The 20,753-nt window shown below is 42.3% G+C and carries 16 protein-coding genes; 5 read left to right on the top strand and 11 right to left on the bottom strand.

Going from position 1 to position 20,753, the window contains the following annotated elements; all coding sequences use genetic code 11:
* Window positions 1-32: 32 nt before the first annotated feature.
* Entirely contained in the window at window positions 33-5,540 is a 5,508-nt protein-coding gene (locus IQO02_RS22000) for an Ig-like domain-containing protein (protein ID WP_322626527.1), read from the top strand.
* 82 nt (window positions 5,541-5,622) lie between these two features.
* Here IQO02_RS22000 and IQO02_RS01760 read toward each other — a convergent pair whose 3' ends face one another.
* Together IQO02_RS01760 and IQO02_RS01755 are read right to left on the bottom strand one after the other, a co-directional pair.
* Window positions 5,623-6,816 (bottom strand): class I SAM-dependent methyltransferase, encoded by a 1,194-nt coding sequence (locus IQO02_RS01760; protein ID WP_010440717.1) that lies wholly within the window; start codon window positions 6,814-6,816, stop codon window positions 5,623-5,625.
* Between the two features lie 129 nt (window positions 6,817-6,945).
* Window positions 6,946-8,349 carry a methyl-accepting chemotaxis protein gene (locus IQO02_RS01755; protein ID WP_016788269.1) on the bottom strand — a complete coding sequence of 468 codons (1,404 nt, stop codon included), beginning with the start codon at window positions 8,347-8,349 and terminating at the stop codon, window positions 6,946-6,948.
* Between the two features lie 88 nt (window positions 8,350-8,437).
* Here IQO02_RS01755 and yccX point away from each other — a divergent pair, with 88 nt between their 5' ends.
* A complete protein-coding gene (gene yccX, locus IQO02_RS01750) occupies window positions 8,438-8,725 on the top strand; it encodes an acylphosphatase (RefSeq protein WP_010440721.1) in 288 nt (95 codons plus the stop codon).
* A 50-nt stretch (window positions 8,726-8,775) separates the two neighbouring features.
* Here the strand turns inward: yccX and IQO02_RS01745 are convergent, their stop codons facing one another.
* The 6 genes from IQO02_RS01745 to IQO02_RS01720 form a co-directional block, all read right to left on the bottom strand.
* Window positions 8,776-9,105, bottom strand: coding sequence for a TusE/DsrC/DsvC family sulfur relay protein (locus IQO02_RS01745; RefSeq protein WP_004733621.1), 330 nt, complete (start codon window positions 9,103-9,105; stop codon window positions 8,776-8,778).
* 157 nt (window positions 9,106-9,262) lie between these two features.
* Window positions 9,263-9,928 carry a Bax inhibitor-1/YccA family protein gene (locus IQO02_RS01740; RefSeq protein WP_016790396.1) on the bottom strand — a complete coding sequence of 222 codons (666 nt, stop codon included), beginning with the start codon at window positions 9,926-9,928 and terminating at the stop codon, window positions 9,263-9,265.
* Window positions 9,929-10,208: 280 nt separating this feature from the next.
* Complete coding sequence (locus IQO02_RS01735; RefSeq protein WP_010440725.1) at window positions 10,209-10,973, bottom strand: amino acid ABC transporter ATP-binding protein; 765 nt, start codon at window positions 10,971-10,973, stop codon at window positions 10,209-10,211.
* Between the two features lie 22 nt (window positions 10,974-10,995).
* Window positions 10,996-12,093, bottom strand: a complete 1,098-nt coding sequence (locus tag IQO02_RS01730) for an amino acid ABC transporter permease (protein ID WP_010440727.1) — start codon at window positions 12,091-12,093, stop codon at window positions 10,996-10,998.
* Between the two features lies 1 nt (window position 12,094).
* A complete protein-coding gene (locus tag IQO02_RS01725; RefSeq protein ID WP_010440729.1) occupies window positions 12,095-13,300 on the bottom strand; it encodes an amino acid ABC transporter permease in 1,206 nt (401 codons plus the stop codon).
* A gap of 71 nt (window positions 13,301-13,371) precedes the next feature.
* Window positions 13,372-14,400 (bottom strand): amino acid ABC transporter substrate-binding protein, encoded by a 1,029-nt coding sequence (locus tag IQO02_RS01720; protein ID WP_010440731.1) that lies wholly within the window; start codon window positions 14,398-14,400, stop codon window positions 13,372-13,374.
* Window positions 14,401-14,881: 481 nt separating this feature from the next.
* Between IQO02_RS01720 and IQO02_RS01715 the strand changes: the two genes are divergently transcribed.
* Complete coding sequence (locus IQO02_RS01715) at window positions 14,882-15,823, top strand: precorrin-2 dehydrogenase/sirohydrochlorin ferrochelatase family protein (protein ID WP_016794745.1); 942 nt, start codon at window positions 14,882-14,884, stop codon at window positions 15,821-15,823.
* A 199-nt stretch (window positions 15,824-16,022) separates the two neighbouring features.
* Here the strand turns inward: IQO02_RS01715 and IQO02_RS01710 are convergent, their stop codons facing one another.
* Window positions 16,023-16,505: a YajQ family cyclic di-GMP-binding protein gene (locus tag IQO02_RS01710; RefSeq protein WP_016796528.1), complete on the bottom strand. Its 483-nt coding sequence runs from the start codon at window positions 16,503-16,505 to the stop codon at window positions 16,023-16,025.
* A gap of 12 nt (window positions 16,506-16,517) precedes the next feature.
* Window positions 16,518-17,576, bottom strand: a complete 1,059-nt coding sequence (locus tag IQO02_RS01705) for a 3-deoxy-7-phosphoheptulonate synthase (protein WP_010440737.1) — start codon at window positions 17,574-17,576, stop codon at window positions 16,518-16,520.
* A 208-nt stretch (window positions 17,577-17,784) separates the two neighbouring features.
* Between IQO02_RS01705 and IQO02_RS01700 the strand changes: the two genes are divergently transcribed.
* Together IQO02_RS01700 and IQO02_RS01695 are read left to right on the top strand one after the other, a co-directional pair.
* Window positions 17,785-18,672, top strand: coding sequence for a putative PEP-binding protein (locus IQO02_RS01700; RefSeq protein ID WP_010440739.1), 888 nt, complete (start codon window positions 17,785-17,787; stop codon window positions 18,670-18,672).
* 159 nt (window positions 18,673-18,831) lie between these two features.
* On the top strand, window positions 18,832-19,317 hold the full coding sequence (locus IQO02_RS01695; protein WP_010440741.1) for a PaaI family thioesterase: 486 nt from the start codon (window positions 18,832-18,834) through the stop codon (window positions 19,315-19,317).
* A gap of 62 nt (window positions 19,318-19,379) precedes the next feature.
* Here the strand turns inward: IQO02_RS01695 and IQO02_RS01690 are convergent, their stop codons facing one another.
* Window positions 19,380-20,735, bottom strand: coding sequence for a hypothetical protein (locus IQO02_RS01690; RefSeq protein WP_010440743.1), 1,356 nt, complete (start codon window positions 20,733-20,735; stop codon window positions 19,380-19,382).
* Window positions 20,736-20,753: the final 18 nt, after the last annotated feature.

The following is a 20,753-nucleotide window of genomic DNA, read 5'->3' as shown; positions in this document are numbered from 1 at the left end:
CTGATGCAACGGGCGGCAACTTCGAGAGCTTGGTGAAAGACCCAACAGCAGCAACGACGACCATCAATGATGACTCAGACGTGACCACAGTGAGCTTGCATGACATATATGTAAGTGAAGGGAGTAGTGATGCCACAATTACCGCGACGCTAGACCACACGCCAGAGACCGAGCTTGTAGTGACGCTGTCCAATGGCGCAACTATCACGTTTGGCACCGATTACGTACCGGATGCAGAGGTGACTTCAACAAGTTTTACTGTTTTGGAAGATGAAACGCTAACTGTATCTTCAACTATCGGAGGTAATTTCGAATCGTTAGACGTCACCGATTCTGTACAAGTTCACATGGATGACGCGCCGGAAATCACCGTGACAGCGAACGATTTTACGGAAGACGCTGGCGCATCAGTGGGTGATGTAGCGGGCACTTACGTGATGTCTGACGAAGAAGGCGATGAGGTAACAGTTACCTTCACGCCAGGTAGCAATGTCAACGACCACTACACGTTAGATACGACAACGGGTCAGGTGAAACTGACGCAAGATGGTGTAGACGCCATCAATGCGGGTGAAGACTTAGATACCATCGATCTGACGGTGACTCAGACCAATGACAGCAGCCTGACAGGCACAGACAGCGATACCCCAGTGGTGACGCCAGTTAACGACGGCCCAACCATCGATGTGGTGGCAGAGCTTGAGTTCAATGAAAACGACGCGGCGGTAGATACCGTGGTGGCGACGTTCACGGCGTCGGATGAAGAAGACGGCACACCAAGTGTTGCCTTCACCCCGGGCACAAACACCGATGGTTACTACGCGATCAGCGGCACCGATGTGGTACTGACGCAAGCGGGTGTTGACGCGGTAAATGCAGGCGAGACACTGCCAGCGGTGAGCCTAACGGCGACCGATAGCGACAATGCGAAGGCGGTTGATAGCGATACACCAACTTATAACTCTGTTGACGCTATAGATGATGGTTCGTTAGGCCAGGAATACACTGCTTCTGCCGATTTCACTGATGGTATTACAATTCCAACTGGAAGTGATGGCCAACCTCTGTTCTCGATTGAAGCCATCACTTATGACTCCGATGGTAATGAGACATCAGGGACTATATCTGAATTAAGTGGCTTTGGAATTGGTGTCGCAGGCTCTATTAGGGATAGCGGACAAATTGCTGATCAGATTGAATATGATCCTGGATCTGACACCTCTGAAAAAATTAAATTTGAATTTAGTGAGTTAGCTAATAATGTCGATTTTAGCGTTTCACGACTTTTTGGTAGTGAAAATGAAGGAGAACAAGGTGCTTGGTCTGCATATTATAATGGAGAGCTTGTCGCTTCAGGAGTATTCAAAACGGATTCTGGCGCTTCTACGGGCGACTTTAGCATCGACACCGGTGATATTGTATTTGATACGTTAGTCTTCGAAGCAGATTCGAATGGTGTACGAGTTGGGGATTCTTCTGATTATGTCTTATCTTCAATTAGCGTTACCGGAATAGATCTAGGTGATGGTGCCATCATTGCTGATGAAGACGACGGCGTATCTGTGACCGACGCTAATGCAGGGCTTCTTGCAAACGATATCGATGACCAAAGTGATACCTTTTCATTGACCGCTGTAAATGGCCAGACGATTACTAATGGTTCAGTTGTTACTCTTCCAAGTGGCGCATTGCTTACTATTTATGCCGATGGGACTTACGACTATGACACCAACGACGTCTATGATTACTTGCAAGCTGGGGAACTAACGACTGAGAGCTTCACATATACAATTACAGATGAACATGGCGCAACAGATACGGCGACAGCAACTATTAATATTATTGGTAGTAATGACGCTCCTAGCGGAAATCCAGATACCGCAACTCTCGAAGAAGGTAGCACAGTCACCTTTACTCCTGATCAGTTGTTAGTTAACGATGTTGATAACGATGACACGAATTTGGCTGTTCTTTCGCTAGCAAGTGACTCGTCTGGTACAAATGAGGTTGATGTATCCTCTCCAGGTTCGACGTTCTCTACAAGTTTAGGTGGGACGGTAACTATAAATGATGATGGTTCATTTAGTTATCAAGCTCCTCAAGGCCAGGATCATACTCAAGGCGTAGCAATAACTGATTCCATTTATTATTTAGTTACTGATGGTAAAGGAAACTCCAATTGGACTGAGATCGAAATCGCGGTCACGGATAGTGGACCGACTGCAGTTGACGACTTTGATAGTGTTGGCTTTGGCGGTCTCGGCTTCGGTAACTTGATCTCTGGTGAAAACGACGGTTCAGGTAAGGATGACTTAGGTAGTGATATTACGAAAGTAACCAGTATTACTTTCGATGGCCAGAAATACAATGAATGGAACAATAACGGTGAGATCGTCATTGACACAGGTACGGCTATTGCTACGTTTAATCAAGACGGCAGCTATAGCTACCAATCAACTCAAGCTGAAGGTCAAGTGAAGTCGTTTTCAACAAACGACATGCTTAATAATAATGGTATTGAGCTGTATGCTTATAACGATTATCAACAAGTTGATGTTACTAACCTAAACAGTAACTCTGCCAGTGTAGTCGAGATCAACAGTAAGGTTGGTATCTACTACGCCAACTCCGAAGGAAACGGCGATCAAATACGTTATGACGAGGCATTGGTTACTAAGTTTAGCGGCGAGGTTTCTGTCGCTAACTTTACTTTGAATGGCGTTGCTGACAGTGAAGAAGTGTTCTGGAAGGCATACGACAATCAGGGCTCTCTAGTTGACAGTGGTACTATAAGTAGTAACGACTTAACTATTGTTTCTGATAGTGGTTTTGAAACTGTGGTGCTTTATACCGGTACTACCAATAACTTTATGGTAGAGAGTGTTGAGGTTCAATACAGCGTAGGCTCGGCTAATCAAGATACGTTCCAATACGAGTTGACTGATGCTGATGGTAGTGAGTCTTCAGCTCAATTGACAGTTACACAAGACTCATTACCAGTAGCTAAAGATAATAGCGAAGAGGTATATGAAGCTGGTCTTGAATCGGGTACTGATGCTAATAGTGACGCAAGTATTGTGACCGGCAATATCCTCGACAATGATAGTGGCGTTAGTAGTTCTACGTTAATTAGCGCAGTTAACGGTCAGGCACCAGTAAATGGAATCGTGGTTGTTACTACATCTTACGGTACGTTGACTGTATATACTGATGATTCTAATGGCTTCCGTTCAGGGGACTTTGAATATGAATTAATGAATACATCAATTGGTGATGATGTTGTAGATAGTTTTAATTACGAGATATCAAATAGCGTTGGTGTTACGGACAGTGCGCAGCTTAATATTAATATCGTTGATGATGTGCCTATTGTCAGTGATGTTGAACGCAACTTAACGACCACATCAGACCCTATAACAACAAATTTGACTTTTGCTCTCGACTTGTCAGGTAGTATGGACGACTCAGCTGGTAATGGGAAAAGCTATCTAGAAACGGCAATTGAAGCCTTGACGGCTCTCGTTGGCGAAGTTGATGATACCGGTGATGTCAATGTTCAAATAGTTACTTTCTCAGGTAATAATATAGTCAATTCTGGTTGGCTATCAGACGATGTCGCTCAGGTGGTTACGTACCTTGAATCCTTGCAAGCTAACGGTGGAACACGATATAGCGATGCACTAGAAAAAGTTATGGACAGTGGTGATTTGCCAACTTCTGACCAGAGTTTTGTGTACTTTATTTCAGATGGTGAGCCTAATAATGGGTTTAGCGTGGGTTCAACTCTTCAAAACAGTTGGAATAGCTACTTAGATTCATCAAACTATGATATTTCTTTTGCTATAGGTATCGGCAACGCACCACTAGATGAGCTAACGCCTATCGCACATTCTCCTGATCCTGACGATGATGATAGCAATTATGCTGTTGTGGTTGATGATGCTGATGATTTGACCAATACAGTTTTAGAGTATTTTGATAACAACAGTATTAGTGGTGACGTTAAGTTGTTTGACACCGAAGGCGGTATTTTAGAAGGAGCTGACGGTGTATCAATAACATCGATTGTCATCGACGGTATCACTTATGAGTATGATGTGAGTTCACCTGAAATTACAGTTTCAACCGCGTTAGGCGGGGAGTTTAGGATTAATTTCGACTCCGGTGAATATTATTACAGTATCGTCGTCGACAGAAATGTATTAAACGAGAGTGAAGTTATTCAAGTGCAGGTTGAAGATGGGGATGGAGATCAGGACTCTCTAAAATTAACGCTTAATATCGATTACTACGCGACCGTCGATGCAAACGTAAATAATATTATTACTAATTTGAACAGTGACTCTTCATTGTCTATTGATACTGATTATCTTACGCACTCAGACGCAATAACTTCAGATACCATTGTTTCTAGTGTCGAAAGCTCTGAGGCTACAGTTACTCTAGATGGGGAAGCTGTTATTTTAGAAAACGCTGAAAGTGGTGATGAGTTCAGTTATGTGATTGATGGAAATGGCGTTTCAGATAGCGCCAATGTTGAAGTGAATTTTATTGACAGTTCTATTTTATCAGGAACACAAGCTGATGATATTATTATAGGTAATCCTACTAATAGTATAGGAGAATTGGCAACAATTACTGCTACCGTTCGTTCCGGTAATACTTACAATAACCCTAATCAATACGGATTCGTATTGTCTAGCTTGGCTGCTGGTTTGTCAGTAATGCAAATTAGTATTGACTTGAGTAGTATCGATAATAATGCTTATTGGGATATCAGTGATAGCCGAAACCCTTTGTACCAAACAGAGTCAAAAGGCATCGAGCAAACTGATAATATTTGGGATGCAATGGACTCGGATTCTTCAGTACTGATTGCTAATTTTGTTGATGGTGATTTTACCAGCGATGATGAGTTTTGGTTCACATTCGATACTGACAATTTTGGTGTAGATCAAGGCAGTAGCTTTATAGGTGCATCTTTTGAAGTAATTTTGAATGATGGGTCAGTGATTGTTGGTACTTATGAGTCAGATAATAACGGTGGCGCAATAGCAGTAGCCCAAAATTATGCTAGTGCACTTCAGGGTTTTGATGGTGATGATGTATTGGTTGCAGATAAAGGTAATGACCTTCTTGATGGTGGAGAGGGAGATGATCTATTAATTGGTGGCTTAGGCAACGATATCCTAACTGGCGGCGACGGTGATGATATATTCAAGTGGGTAGATGAACCGCTTGACGACTATCGAGACGTTATTACTGACTTTGAAGTGGGCAGTGACCGTATTGATTTATCTGAACTCCTTCATGATGAAAATACAATGGATGATGTTCTTGAACATTTGTCAGCTAAGATTAGCGATAACAACCAAGACCTAGAGTTAACCATTACTAATGATCAAGGTTCTCAAACTATAGTATTGCAGGGCCAAGCAAGTAATCTTAGTGGTTTTGACGTCGATTCTTCTGGTGTTTATTCCGGTGATGAATTGACGAATTTAGTAAATTCACTAATGACTAACCTACCAAACTCTTAATTCATGAATAACAAAAAGGGCCTTTCGGCCCTTTTTTAATACATCTTGTTTGCTATAAAAGCTAGATTCTAAAGCACTAAGATTAAAGCACCTTACAAGCAAAACCTTTTAGGTAGAAACCTTCTGGATAAGCTGTATCTGTTAAATGATCGGCTGCTTGCTCGAAGCGCTCGACAAATTTTACGGTTCTGCCTGCGTCTAGTGCCGCATCAGCAATGATTTTTTGGAATAAGTCAGCGCCCATTAAGCCTGAACAAGAATAGGTGAGTAGAGTGCCACCTGGTTTCAGTATTTGCATCGCAAGCATGTTAACGTCTTTATAGCCGTTCGCGCCAGATGTCAGGTTGTTCTTACTTGAAACGAATTTTGGTGGATCCATGATCACTACGTCGAACTTCGTGCCTTGGTCTCGGTATTCGCGAAGTAGTTTGAATACGTCTGCGTTTAGGAATACTGCACGCTTTTTCGAGATGTCGAACTCATTCAGCTCAGCGTTGAACTTAGCTGTATCAAGAGCTAATTGAGAAACGTCTGCATTGATTACACGCTTAGCATCACCTTTAAGGGCATACAGACCAAAACCACCTGTGTACGAGAAACAGTTAAGGACATCTTTGCCTTTAACGTATTTCATCGATTCTTTACGGCTATCACGTTGGTCCATATAGAAGCCCGTTTTATGGCCTTCGATAATGTTTACGCTGATTTTCACACCGTTTTCTTCAATGACCACTGATTTAGGTGGTTCTTCACCGTGAAGTACGCCAACAACTTGTTCTAAGCCTTCTTTTTTACGGACTGCTACGTCAGAACGCTCATAAATATTGCAGTCAGGGAAACATTCAATTAAAGCTTCAACAAGTATGTTCTTATTAAACTCAGCTCCGGCGCTAAGTAATTGGCATACGAGGAAATCTTGATATTTGTCGATTGTGATACCGGGAAGGCCATCAGACTCTGCTGCAGTAAGGCGGTAGCCAGTTAGACCATCACGTTCAATGATATCTTCACGCAAAGATTGCGCGTCTTGAATTCGTTTTACGAAGAATGCTTTATTGATTTCTTCTTTTTCAAATGTCCAAACACGAGCTCGAATTTGAGATTCCGGTGAGTAAGCCGCTTTTGCAAGCCACTGACCATTTTGAGTGTATACGTCTACAGTTTCACCTGATTTTGGCTCGCCTTCGACTTTATCGATACCGCGTGAAAATACCCATGGGTGTTTACGGCGTAGTGATTTGTCACGGCCTTTAGCTAGATGAATTGAAGGAGTCATAATTTACTCTGTTTGTTGAATTTGAAGGAGGGGTATTGTCGAGGAAGTACAGTTGAAAAGCAAATAAGAAAGGGCTGCACAAGCAGCCCTAGTAATGATTAATCAGCACATACTGGATAGATATAAGTATTAAGCTTTGAGACCTGTCAGCAAACCTTCCATCGTATCACTTTGTTTACGAAGTTGGTCAACATTGGAATTGCTCTTACTGATCATTTCACAGATGCTATCTGACTGATGACGAATCTCCTCAACACTTTGAGCTATGTTATCTGCAACAACACCTTGCTCTTCCGCGGCTGTAGCAATCTGAGTACTACTGTCTGAGATAGATTGATTCTTTTCTGCTAAAGAGCCGATCTCGACATTCACTTCTGACATCAGTGTCTGGCCTTCATTAGCGTTGTTTACCGTTATTTCCATCAGTTTGGTTAGTGATTGGCTGTTACGTTGTAATGATTCAATCATGCTTTGGATTTCAACAGTTGCTTGTTGAGTACGACCTGCAAGGGCACGAACTTCATCGGCAACAACAGCGAATCCACGACCTTGCTCGCCGGCACGAGCGGCTTCGATAGCCGCGTTCAATGCGAGTAGATTGGTCTGCTCTGAAATGCCATTGATGGTTGCGACCACCTCATCGATCTGCGCCGCGTTGGCATCAAGCTCTTCTACTGCTTGTGAAGCGGATTGGATCTCTTGAGATAGGTTAGAGATAGACTCCAATGTGTTTGAAACTTTTACTTGACCGCTCTGGGCCACGCCGCGAGCGTCCATCGTTTGTGAGCTAGACTCATGAGCAAGGGTAGCGACTTCACGAATTGTCGCCGCCATTTGTTCCGTCGCACTTGCCAAACTATTCAGGTGTTCTTGTTGATTACCTGAAATATCTGAGCTTTGTTGTGTTGACTGATTCAAATCCGAACTGATCTGTTGCATGAGTGCGACAGACTCTTGGATTGATAGAACCATATTTTGCTCACGTTCGGCAACCTTATCAATAGTGATCGCAATTTCGCTGAACTCATCACGAACTAAGAAGTAGTTCATACGGCAAGTTAAATCACCATTGGCGAGAGTGTTCAATGCTTTGTTCATGGAGAACATCGCTCCGCCAATGAAAGTCATGATGTAATAAACGCCAAGCGCAATTAAGGTCAGAGTAACCGCAATGATAGAAACTTGCTTTGTAGATAAAGCCGACCATAGGTTTTGATCATGGTTTGCGACTAAACTGAACGCGCCGTTCATCACTGAAACGGATCCCGTACCATAGCCTAGAGAAATGCTTTCAGAATGACTAACAAGCTGAGCGACTTGATCTTTAGTGAGTTGGCCTGCTTCGATAAGGCCTTTCATCAAGAGCATTTCTTCTTGATAAAGGTGGGCAAGTAAAGAGTCCGCTGCGCTATCTAAAACGAGAGTTAATATCACTAGGGCGAGAAGAGGCAATAAGAAGAGTAGATAGAACTTTTCTTGGATTTTTAGGTGAATGAGATATTTGTCAATCCAACGAAATGGGATTTCTTTCATAATCGTTATACTCGAAGTAAGTCCACCAATAAGCGGTGAATGAATAGAATGGCAACTATATCATTCATATAATTTATGAGGCAACGTTATGAAAAATTCACAATGTATATTTGTCGTGTCGGGCGTCGTTCAATGTGTTGGTTTTCGCTATCACACCAGTAGACAAGCACAAGCTTTGGATATTTCAGGATACGCCATGAATTTGAATGATGGGCGAGTTGAAGTGTTAGCTGTCGGAGAGATGGAGCAGATTAATAAGTTGTACGCTTGGTTACAAATAGGACCTGCTAGTGCGACAGTCGACCATGTTGTCAAATATGATGTTACAGAAGCAGATCTTAGAGTGGTACGTGTTGGCGAATTCAAAATACTGTAGTTAACGCACTACAGTATTGATATTGAGGGTTACCTTAAACAGCTAGTCTTTTACAGGCACTTTGCTGGTTTAGGTAAACCGGCAAGTTTGGTTGCTTGCTTCGCAGGACCTTTCTTGAATAACTTGAAAAGGTATTTGCTGTTACCTTTCTCTGGGCCGTGAGCTTTTTCCATCGCCTTCACAAGCATACGAACGGCTGGAGAAGTCTTGAATTCTTCGTAAAAGCTTCTTACAAAATGTACGACTTCCAAATGTGCATCAGTCAGTTCAATAGCTTCATCTTGAGCAAGAATTTCGATCATGCCTTCTTCCCATTGTGTGTAGTCCAATAGGTAGCCTTGAGCGTCGGTTTCGATTTGCTTACCGTTATATTCAAACATGTTTAGTCCAGAATCAAATTATACTATAAGAATAGGGTACATGACCCAGTTTACCTTACTCAATAGATATTGTAGTCATCTAGAAAAATATTGTACTTACAGGTATAAAAAAGCCCAAGAGATAGTCTCTTGGGCTTAAGTTTTCAACGCTAGGTAATTAGTCGTTGCTGTTCATAATGCCTAAGATGCTTAATAGGCTGATGAAGATGTTGTAGATAGAAACATACAAGCTGATCGTTGCTGAGATGTAGTTCGTTTCGCCACCACGTATGATGCTTTGCGTTGTTAGCAAGATAACACCAGTAGAGAATAGGATGAACATACCGCTCATTGCCAAAGATAGTAGAGGCATTTGTAGGAAGATGTTTGCAACCATACCGACTAGCAGTACAACGAAACCGGCCATTAACATACCGTTAAGGAATGAAAGGTCGCGCTTTGTTGTAAGAGCGTAAGCTGACGCTCCCATGAATGCCAATGCCGTACCACCTAGTGCCGTAAGGATGACATCACCCATACCTGCACCAACATACATGTTTAAGATTGGACCGATGGTATAGCCTAAGAAACCTGTAAACATGAATGTGAAGACTAGACCCATGCTGTTGTCACGGTTCTTTTCAGTCAAGAAAAGTAGGCCGTAGAAACCAACTAGCATGATAATAAGACCAGGACGAGGAAGGTTCATCGCCATAGATACGCCTGCTACAACAGCAGACCAAAGTAGTGTCATAGACAGTAGTGCGTAAGTATTACGCAATACTTTATTGGTTTGCAGAGCACTTTCTTGAGATGCTGTGCGTGAAAACATAGGGCTGTTCATAATCTTCCTCGTAAGGTGACTTCAATAGTTATTAGTACATTTATGGGGGTGAAAGTTCGAAAAATCAAGTCTTTCATTCCTCTTGTATACCTAAAATAATAATCAAAATAGTCGGTTAAGTGTTTCTGAAGATGTAACAAATTATTTCTTAATGGGGAATAAAACGTTGCATTGGATCGATATTCTAATTTTCAATGATATTGAATGCCGTTCTTTGTCTTGACCTTGAATCACAAAGAGGCGACCGAAGCCGCCTCTTTAGTTTATGCATCATAACACATTAATGGTGCAGAATTTGGCTCAAGAAGTTTTGTGTTCTATCTGATTGTGGGTTTTCAAAGAAATCGACAGGATTGTTTTCTTCAATAATCTCACCTGCATCCATGAAGATTACTCTATCGGCGACCTCTTTAGCAAAACCCATCTCGTGCGTTACACATAGCATGGTCATGCCTTCTTCAGCTAGCTCGACCATTACATCTAGCACTTCGCGAACCATTTCTGGATCGAGTGCCGACGTTGGTTCATCAAAAAGCATAACTTGAGGATTCATACATAGAGAACGAGCGATCGCCACACGTTGCTGCTGACCACCTGAAAGCTGACCTGGGAATTTGTCTGCTTGCTCAGGGATTTTTACGCGCTCTAGGTATTTCATTGCAATTGCTTCAGCTTCTTCCTTAGGCATCTTTTTCACCCAAATAGGAGCGAGCGTGCAATTTTCCAAAACCGTTAGGTGAGGGAATAGGTTGAAGTGTTGGAAACACATGCCGACATCTCTGCGCACGGCTTCAATGTTTTTTAAGTCTTCAGTCAGCTCATTACCTGAAACGAAGATATCGCCTTTTTGGTGCTCTTCCAATCGGTTGATACAACGAATCATCGTTGATTTACCTGAGCCAGAAGGGCCACAGATAACGATTTTCTCACCTTTTTTAACTTCAAGGTTAATGTTCTTTAGTACGTGAAACTCACCGTACCACTTGTTCATGTCTTTCAACTCAATCATAAGACCTTGAGAGTTGTTTTCTGTTTGCTGCGTCATAATACGTCCTTGATCTTGTTAATTATCGTTTGTGACCGGTGTGAAGTTTGTTTTCTAGCCATATCGAATATCTCGACATGCCAAAACAAAATACCCAGAACACTAACGCGACAAATACATAGCTTTCTGTTGAATACCCTAGCCATTCAGGGTCGGTATTCGCGGCTTGGCCAATTCCCAAAACATCAAACATACCGATAATCAATACAAGACTAGTATCTTTGAATAAACCAATGAAGGTGTTCACAATTGAAGGAATCGTGATTTTTAAGGCTTGAGGTAGAATGATAAGCCCGGTCTTTTTCCAGTAGCTTAATCCCAGTGCATCCGCGGCTTCGTATTGGCCTTTTGGTATTGCTTGTAAACCACCTCGAATTACTTCTGCCATATAAGCGGCACTGAATAACACAACACCTACAAGTGCTCTGATCAGTTTGTCGGTTTCTGTTCCCTCAGATAAGAAGAGTGGAAGCATTACTGATGCCATGAACAGAACCGTAATAAGCGGAACGCCACGCCAGATCTCAATGTAAACGGTACACATACTGCGGATGATTGGCATCTCTGAACGACGACCCAGAGCCAACGCGACACCAATAGGCAGCGATACAACAATACCGACAAGAGCAATGATCAGTGTAACCAGTAATCCGCCCCATTTGTGTGTATCAACCACTTCCAATCCGAAGATACCGCCGTAAAGAAGACCAGCAATCAAGAAAGGGTAGATGTTTACAAAAAATAACCAAATCCACGTACGCTTAGGTGTTTTTTCGTAAGCTAATATCGCGACAAAAAAAGCTAACGTTGCGTAGAAAAGGCGAGGTCGCCACAGCTCGGCTTCAGGGTAGAAGCCATACATGAACTGATCCCAACGAACGCTAATGAAAACCCAACAAGCGCCGTCACTAGTACAGGCATCTCGTGTTGTTCCTATCCAATCTGCACTTAGGAATGCCCAGTCTGCTACAGCCCATAAAAGGGTAAAAGCGAAGTAGGCTAGAACCACAGTAACAACGCTGTTTACTGGACCATTAAATAGATTTTTTCGTAACCAACCGACAGGTCCAACGGTGTTCGCTGGAGGCGGAAGGTCCGGTTGAAATTGATGTGTACTCATCTTATCTCTCCACCAACGCTACTTTGCGGTTGTATATGTTCATTAGAGCGGATGTTAATAGGCTCAGGGTTAAGTAGACGCCCATTGTCATCGCAATTACTTCAATAGCTTGTCCAGTTTGATTCAACGTTGTTCCTGCAAAAACGGACACAAGATCAGGGTAACCAATGGCCATCGCAAGTGATGAGTTTTTAGTTAGGTTCAAATATTGACTGGTTAGAGGTGGGATAATGATTCTTAAGGCTTGTGGAATAATTACCAGCTTAAGTGTTCTTGAACGAGGGATGCCTAGAGACATTGCAGCCTCTGTTTGCCCATGGTTCACCGCGTTAATACCTGAACGCACGATCTCCGCGATGAATGCCGCTGTGTAGATACTTAAAGCAAGCATTAATGCAGCAAGCTCTGGGATAATGCTAATACCACCTTTGAAGTTAAACCCTTTCAATACTGGGTAATCTGCCGAGATAGGCATACCCATAATGAAGTAAGTAACCAGTGGTAAACCAATAATTAACGCTGCCGCAATACGCAACATAGGTGTTTGTTGGCCAGTTAACTTCTGTTTGTTTTTAGCCCAAATATTGATGATAAAAGTAGCGATAACACCGGCAATTAATGAAGCGATGACAATGCTACTGCCTTGTTCCAATACTGGCGCAGGAAAATACAAACCACGCACGTTCAAGAAAATGGCTTCACCGAGGCTCATACTTTGACGAGCGGAAGGTAATGCTTGAAGAACGGCGAAATACCAGAAAAAGATTTGTAGAAGAAGAGGGATATTTCGGAATATCTCAATGTAGATAGCTGCAAATCGGCTAACTAACCAATTCGAAGAGAGTCTAGCGATACCCATACTAAAGCCTAGTACTGTGGCTAACATGATGCCTAGTACTGAAACTAAAGCGGTATTGAGAAGACCGATAAAGAAAGTACGACCGTATGAGAATGTTTCGTCGTATTCGATGAGTGTTAAGCCGATACCAAAACCAGCTTCTTGGGAGAGAAAATCAAAACCAGTGGCAATACCACGGGAATCTAAGTTAGTGAGTGCGTTGTTTACAATCGTGTAAAAGAAGGCACAAAGAGCTCCGACAGCGATAATTTGAAAAATGACTGAGCGAAAAGTGGGGTTGTATAACAGGTTGGCACTTTTGGGCTGTGGCTTTGTCTGAGCTGGAGAAATAGTTTCATTAGGTTTCATACTACTATAACCTCAAATCCATTTAATAAATAGGGCGGAAAACTCCGCCCTAGTTGATGCTTGAAAATTTATTAACGGATTGGTGGAGCGTACATAAAGCCGCCCGCATTCCATAATGCATTTACACCACGAGAAATTTGAAGTGGAGAACCTGTACCAACAGTACGTTCAAAACTCTCACCGTAGTTACCAACTTGTTTAATTACTTGGTAACCCCAATCATCACGAATACCAAGGCCTTTACCTTTAGGACCGTCTACACCAAGAATACGTTTGATGTTTGGATCTTTCGACTTCAGCATTTCGTCAGCGTTTTTAGAAGAGATACCGTACTCTTCCGCATTAATCATTGCTGAAAGTGTCCATTTAGCAACGTTAAACCATTTGTCATCATCTTGGCGAACCACAGGGCCTAGAGGCTCTTTAGAGATGATTTCAGGAAGTACTTGCGCAGATTTAGGATCAGCTAGGTTTAAGCGAAGTGCATACAAGCCAGATTGGTCTGTAGTAAGAACGTCACAACGACCCGCGTCGAAACCTTTAGATGTCTGCGCTGCTGTATCAAATACCACTGGCTTGTAAGACATGCCGCTGTTACGGAAGTAATCGGCTAGGTTAAGCTCAGTCGTTGTACCTGATTGAACACATACTGAAGCGCCATCAAGTTCTTGAGCACTTGTAAGACCAAGATCTTTCTTAACCATGAAGCCTTGACCATCGTAGTAGTTAACGCCAACGAAGTTCAGACCAAGAGCCGTGTCACGATGTAATGTCCATGTTGTGTTACGAGATAGTACGTCGATTTCGCCAGATTGAAGCGCAGTAAAACGTTCTTTAGCTGTTAGAGGTACATACTTAACTTTAGTTTTGTCACCGAGTACAGCCGCTGCAAGCGCTTGACAATACTCAACATCGATTCCTTCCCATTCACCTTTTGAGTTAGGGTTAGAGAACCCTGGAAGACCTGTACTTACACCACAAGTTAGAAAGCCTTGAGATGTGACTTTGTCCAGAGTGCTTTCTGCCGCTGATGCTGATGTTGCCATCATCGCAGTTGATGCAGCTACTACTGAAGCAAGAAGTGTTAGTTTATTTGTCATTTGTATCCTTCCTTGTTAACCAGGTGACACCTGATACTCGTGCTCGTTTGAGTTTTTCTATATGTGTTGCGTTTTCTATGACCTTGTTACTCAAATCAAACCTGTTGCATTTTGCAAATGAAACTGTGTGCGATTTAAGCAACTGTTTATAAGGTTAGGAAAGGATCCGTACTTTCACAAATGTATAATTTAAAAAGAATTTTGAATGAAATCACAAATCCGAACACAATTAGAATGACCAAATGTTAAGTGAATGTAAATAGTGCAACGGTTCACACTGTTGGTGCAACAAGATTTAGATTTTTATATTGATAATCGACTAGATAAATATTCTGAATCAACATCACAATGATGAAACATTAAACTTAAGAAATGTTGAAATTTGGTGAATAAATATTTTTATTACACTTGGATAGTTATTAATGTGCTCCAAATTTGGTAGCATGGTTGAATAGTTATTGAAGTAGTCTCAAGGAAGAACATGCGTTATTTCCCAATGTTTTTGGATGTAGAGAATAAGCCAATTCTAGTGGTTGGTGGGGGTGAGGTTGCTTGCCGAAAAGTAGATAGCTTATTAAGAGCAGGGGCTAATGTGACTTTGGTGTCTCCCAAGGTTGCACCTTACTTAAAGCAGCTAGTTGACGAGAGTAAACTTCATTGGGTACAAAACTTTTACTCGTCACAAATTATCTCAAAAGATTATCTACAAGTTTGGGCGACTACAGACAATCCAAGTCTTAACCATCAAGTACATAATGATGCGAAAAAACTGGGTATTTTAGTCAATGTGGTCGATGATTTGCCTTATTGTGACTTCATTACTCCTTCGATGATAAATCGCGGAAGAATCCAAATTGCGATCTCTAGCGGCGGTGCATCACCTGTTTTAGTGAGAAATATTAGAGAAAAACTCGAAACGATACTTCCGCAAAACATAGGGTTGATCGCAGATTTTGGTGCATCAAAACGCAATTCGATCAAAAAGTCATTCCCAACTGTCGACGAGCGTCGTAAGTTTTGGGAACGGTTTCTGTCATCAAGTTTTATAGAGCAGGTGGCAGACAGAGAGCAATTAGAAGCGTATTACCAACAAGCGTTGACTGAAGGCATTGACAATGAAGGACAGGTCACTTGGATTGAGTTCGAGCAAGATATTGAGCTGTTACCAATGAAAGCTTTACGTTTGATGCAAGAAGCGGAGCTTGTTCTTGCTCCGAATGATTGTCCATTCGAGTTCGTCGATTTGTGTCGTCGAGACGCGGAAAGGGAGAGCTATGCTAACAGTGGTGAGCTTTCTACCAAGTTAGAGCAAGCAAGAGCGGAAAACTTAAGAGTGTGTGTCTTCATTCCACCAGCAAGCGTAGAGTTTAATTTACTGGCAGGTAAAGATCTGAAACTGTCTTCTGCGAGAGTATTAGATTGAGGAAAGAGCTTTTCGGAAAAATCTAAATAGACTGTCGATGTTCTGGAAAAATGCTCCGACAAATAAAAAGCCACTTCCCTAAAAGAAGTGGCTTTTTTCCAATTGCATCTTCGATAATTGTTTATGTATCGAAATCACCTTCTGCGGTGCTACCTATTCGCGATCGGTGATTAAAGCCGTCGCTTTATTGTCAGTATAATTAATCGCGGAAGTTATCAAATTGGAAAGGTTGACCAAGCTCACCACCACGAACTAAGGCCATAACCGCTTGCAGATCATCGCGCTTCTTGCCCGTTACTCGAACTTTGTCGCCTTGGATAGCGGCTTGAACTTTCACTTTATTGTCTTTGATTAGCTTGACGATTTTTTTAGCGACATCCGTTTCGATACCTTGCTTAAAAATAACCGTTTGGTGCCAAGTTCGACCTGTTTGATCAGCGGCTTTTGCTTCCATCGCGTTAGGATCAACATTACGCTTTGTCAGGTTGCTACGAAGAATATCGCGCATCTGCTTTAGCTGAAAATCGTCTTGAGCGCTCAGTTTTACTGATTCATCTTTGTAATCAAAGCTAGCCTCTACGCCACGGAAATCGAAACGAGTCGATAGTTCACGGTTAGCGTTGTCTACAGCGTTGCGTAGTTCTACTGATTCTACTTCAGAGATAATGTCAAATGATGGCATTGTGTTGTGTCCTTAAGCTAAATTTCTATCTTTAATTGCCGTTGCAAGCATGTCGAGCATTGTTGCAGTATCTTCCCAGCTAAGGCATGGGTCGGTAATAGATTTGCCGTATTCTAGGTTATTGATGTCTGTCATTGGCTGGTTGCCTTCAACAATGAAGCTTTCCGCCATGATGCCTGCAATTTGATTCTTGTTAGATTTTATCTGTTCACAAATATCTTGTGCAACGTCTAACTGCTTACGGTGTTGTTTCTGACAGTTAGCATGGCTAAAGTCTACAACCAAGCGTTGAGGAAGTTCGAATTCAGCTAATTGCTTACATGCGTTATCGACAGATTCAGCATCGAAGTTCGGGCCTTTGTCACCACCACGTAGAATTACGTGACCGTATGGGTTACCAGAAGTACGGTAAACTGTCATGCGGCCATTCTTATCTGGAGAATAGAAGTAGTGTGAAGCATGCGCAGCGCGAATAGCATCAATAGCAATCTTGATGTTGCCATTAGTTGCGTTCTTGAAACCAACAGGGCAAGACAGTGCAGAAGCCATTTCACGGTGAATTTGAGATTCTGTTGTACGAGCGCCAATCGCGCCCCAAGTGATCAGGTCTGCAATGTATTGGCCAGTGATCATATCAAGGAACTCAGTTGCAGTAGCAAGGCCAAGTTTATTGATGTCTAGCAAAAGCTTACGAGCCTTGTTTAAGCCCGTTTCAAGAGCATACGAGCCGTCAAGGTTAGGATCGGTGATCAAACCTTTCCATCCTACAACGGTACGAGGTTTCTCAAAGTAGGTTCTCATTACGACGAACAGTTCATCTTTATACTGTTCTTGAATTTGGCTTAGACGCTCTGCGTAATCAAGAGCTGCATCTGTGTCATGTACAGAGCAAGGGCCAACGATAACTAACAAGCGGTTATCACGACCCGTTAGGATATCTTCGATTTGGCGGCGAGAATTTTTAATGCGCTCAGCAACGTCGTCAGTAATAGGGTGTGCATTGCCTAATTCGGCAGGAGTTGGCATAGGACCCAGAGCTTGGGTTCTCAACTCATCAGTTTTTAATGGCATGTGATAGCTTTTTTTATTCTATTGCGAAGTGGTTAAGATAACGGAATTGAACAGAGGAATAAACTCTCTTAAGTCAAAGTTATCTCTGTTATTGCTAATATTCTTATTTTTATCAGCAGCGCGGCGGCAAATAGGGGATTTTCACTTGTATTAACAGGCAGCTATCGGTATTTTCGTTTGAACACAATATAAAAATGCTGGAGCAGCAATGACTCAAGAAAATCAAAGCACTTTGCACCCAGAACTTGTCTTAGGTGATGTGCTGCCTTCTTATAACGATAATAATAATTCCAACCATCTCTACGTTTCATTATCTGAATTGGTTATGGACCGTGTTTTCTATCACCCAAGTATTGAAAGTCATATAGAGACTCTTTCTGATATAGAGAAAACCTCGTTAAATGCCATTCTTGGTGATAAGACTGTCGATGAACATTTTGTATCTACACTTGTCGTGGCAATTCAAGCGGCAATTCAACCTAGTCACACTAAAGTTCGGATTGCTTTGAGCAGCGCAGATAGTTATGGCTTCCGTTCATTGCTAGGTGGTCATTGTGAAGTAGAAGAAGTTAACCCAGCGCTTGGGGTTCGTGGTGTGGCTCGCTACGCGACACAGGAATACAGCAAGGCATTCGCGCTAGAGTGTCAGGTGATCAAAACATTGCGAGAGCAGGGTATCAACGTTGAAGTGGTTGTTCCTTACGTTCGCGCATTGAGTGATGCCGCGAAGATTATCGATTTGCTTGCCGAGCAAGGCTTACCACGTGGCCTCAACGGTTTGAAAGTTCTGTTCTCTTGCGATGTACCATCAGCGGTATTGTTGAGTGAACGATTACTGCATTATTTTGATGGTGTAGTGGTTAATGTTGATAGCTTGGCATCTTTTACATTAGGTGTAGATAAACAAAATGAAGCTCAACAACATGCTTTTGACCCTCAAAATGAGGCCGTTATTACCCTATTGGATATGATCGTTAAAGCAACGTTGCACGCGAAGAAACCTGTATTGCTGGTGACTCAAGGTTTGGTTGATTACCCTCGTTTACAAGGCTATATCGCAGATCTTGAAGGCGTTGAAACGGTGATTACCGCGTAATTCAATTCGCAACGTTTATAAGTTTGATTTGAAACACTAATGCTTTAAGAATGAAAGAGATATCATTGCCGATGATATCTCTTTTTTGTGACATTTTTTTGACATTTTGATCTTGAGTCTATTAACTGGTCAGAGGACTAATTATGCTAGGTGACTCGGATGCTAACCCCTCTACAAAAAGCAAATCTCTACTTAACTATGTTTGGCATGTTCAAAGTGCCATTAATTTGGTTATGCAGGCCGAAGTTACTCGCCCTTGATGACAAGCATGTCGAGCTTAAGATCCCCCTAAAAAGACGAACGAAGAATCACTTAAATAGTATGTATTTTGGTGTATTAGCTGTGGGCGCAGATGTTGCCGGGGGCTTTCTTGCGATGAGTAAATCCCAACAGCAAGGGGAAAAAATATCGTTAGCATTTAAAGAGGTGACGGGAAACTTCTTAAAGCGTCCTGAAGCTGATGTGCATTTTACATGTAATGACGGTGAACTCATCAATACTATGCTGGCTGAAACAATGTCGACTGGCGAACGTGTTAATCAAACCGTAACGATCATCGCGACTTGTCCTTCTTTACATGGTGATGAACCCATGGCGGAGTTTCAATTGACACTGTCTATTAAAAAAGTTCCTTCAAAGCGTTAAATTTCATATCGAACAATAACAAACCAAAATCGCAGTATGTGATTACCACATACTGCGGCGTTCTACGATTCTTGGCTAATCTCTTCAATATCAACAATTTTTGAACGGTTCATAACGATTTTCCAACGGTAATATGTTGGTTCGTTGTCGTGATTGTTCTCTTTGATGATCAAGTTGAGTAGATGGCGCTTTTCTACTGATTCACGACTCACTTGCCCCTCGTTCAAGCGATAAACCTTGTTCGACCCTTTATCCATTAGACGAGTTAGAGCTCTCAAGCTGATAGAAAGCGTTTCACGAGTCTCTTCGTAACCACTCATGAAGGTTGAGGTAGACATTTCTGTATGTGAACGATAGTGCAGAATTTGTTCTTCACGCTGTACCACGCGCTTCTTACGGATCGACTGAATACGATCAGCTAGCTTAGAAAAGCTCGCGTAGTCCAGCCATTCTAATTTGTGGCCAACTGATTTGTTGGTCGTCGGATCAAAGTAGCGACGTTTCCATTTTGGCTTGCCCTTACGAAGCCAGCGCCAAAGGATATCTCTTAAGTCATCTTTGAAGATCTCGCGCAACGCATAGATAAATGACATCGAAACGATAAAAGAAGCGGTAATCTCGCCCAAGAAATCACGAGCTAATATAACGGTTGTTGTCACGACCACCATCACCAAACCGGTAGCGATACCTTTAACTGCACGCTTTACGTTTTTTCCCATCGAGGTGGTCTTTTCTTTGAGCACGATAGGGTGTTCAATCAAGCGGCGCAATAAACGCATCTTGTTGCTCAAACGAGTGACGTCTTCTCGAACTCTCGTGGAGTTGTAGCGATTGAGCTTCCGGTGAGCCGTCTCTTTTTCGCATAGTATTAAAAGGCGTTCTTTGATGGTTGAATATTCACTGCCACGTGGCATATGTGAGACCAGTGACAAGAACTTTTGCTCTGTGTACCAAGAAAGGTAGTTATCAATGTTTGCGTAGTAGCGTTTGAGGTTTTCTTCATAAGGAATGCTTCGGCGGAGCTTTTTCAAGATATCTAACGCAAGCTCAATGACTTCGTCGACCTCATCAGCCGTTACGTCGTCACTATCTGTCTTGTTTAAGCTGCTCACGGCTTTATCTAAAGCAATAACGTATTGATATGCGAACAAACTCAAACTCACACGATATTGAGTCGTTGATAAGCGTCCACGTTTTGCCAAACGACTGTGTACGAGTGGTAACAGTGTTTTATCACTATAGTAGGCACGGTTTTGTGTAATCGAGCTATAAAAAAATGCACTTTCAGAAAGCACTTCAGGCGTCAGCCCGAGTTCACCGGGAATGAATAGATAAACGTCCATGTCGAGCTTTTTTGTTTTTGCCATCGCATGGTTAATTTTAAGTGTTATCGCATCTTGTTTATCAACGGTGATCAACGATGTCTCCTAGAATGT

It is taken from the genome of Vibrio sp. OPT24 (assembly GCF_015163545.1).
Lineage (GTDB): Bacteria > Pseudomonadota > Gammaproteobacteria > Enterobacterales > Vibrionaceae > Vibrio > Vibrio cyclitrophicus.
This window is presented reverse-complemented; position numbering and strand designations above follow the sequence as displayed.

What these genes read in the sequence shown, in the direction of transcription:
- IQO02_RS01760 (WP_010440717.1), bottom strand. Translation starts at nt 6,816, where the DNA reads ATGACTCCTTCAATTCATCTAGCTAAAGGCCGTGACAAATCACTACGC.
- IQO02_RS01755 (WP_016788269.1), bottom strand. Translation starts at nt 8,349, where the DNA reads ATGAAAGAAATCCCATTTCGTTGGATTGACAAATATCTCATTCACCTA.
- yccX (WP_010440721.1), top strand. Translation starts at nt 8,438, where the DNA reads ATGAAAAATTCACAATGTATATTTGTCGTGTCGGGCGTCGTTCAATGT.
- IQO02_RS01745 (WP_004733621.1), bottom strand. Translation starts at nt 9,105, where the DNA reads ATGTTTGAATATAACGGTAAGCAAATCGAAACCGACGCTCAAGGCTAC.
- IQO02_RS01740 (WP_016790396.1), bottom strand. Translation starts at nt 9,928, where the DNA reads ATGAACAGCCCTATGTTTTCACGCACAGCATCTCAAGAAAGTGCTCTG.
- IQO02_RS01735 (WP_010440725.1), bottom strand. Translation starts at nt 10,973, where the DNA reads ATGACGCAGCAAACAGAAAACAACTCTCAAGGTCTTATGATTGAGTTG.
- IQO02_RS01730 (WP_010440727.1), bottom strand. Translation starts at nt 12,093, where the DNA reads ATGAGTACACATCAATTTCAACCGGACCTTCCGCCTCCAGCGAACACC.
- IQO02_RS01725 (WP_010440729.1), bottom strand. Translation starts at nt 13,300, where the DNA reads ATGAAACCTAATGAAACTATTTCTCCAGCTCAGACAAAGCCACAGCCC.
- IQO02_RS01720 (WP_010440731.1), bottom strand. Translation starts at nt 14,400, where the DNA reads ATGACAAATAAACTAACACTTCTTGCTTCAGTAGTAGCTGCATCAACT.
- IQO02_RS01715 (WP_016794745.1), top strand. Translation starts at nt 14,882, where the DNA reads ATGCGTTATTTCCCAATGTTTTTGGATGTAGAGAATAAGCCAATTCTA.
- IQO02_RS01710 (WP_016796528.1), bottom strand. Translation starts at nt 16,505, where the DNA reads ATGCCATCATTTGACATTATCTCTGAAGTAGAATCAGTAGAACTACGC.
- IQO02_RS01705 (WP_010440737.1), bottom strand. Translation starts at nt 17,576, where the DNA reads ATGCCATTAAAAACTGATGAGTTGAGAACCCAAGCTCTGGGTCCTATG.
- IQO02_RS01700 (WP_010440739.1), top strand. Translation starts at nt 17,785, where the DNA reads ATGACTCAAGAAAATCAAAGCACTTTGCACCCAGAACTTGTCTTAGGT.
- IQO02_RS01695 (WP_010440741.1), top strand. Translation starts at nt 18,832, where the DNA reads ATGCTAACCCCTCTACAAAAAGCAAATCTCTACTTAACTATGTTTGGC.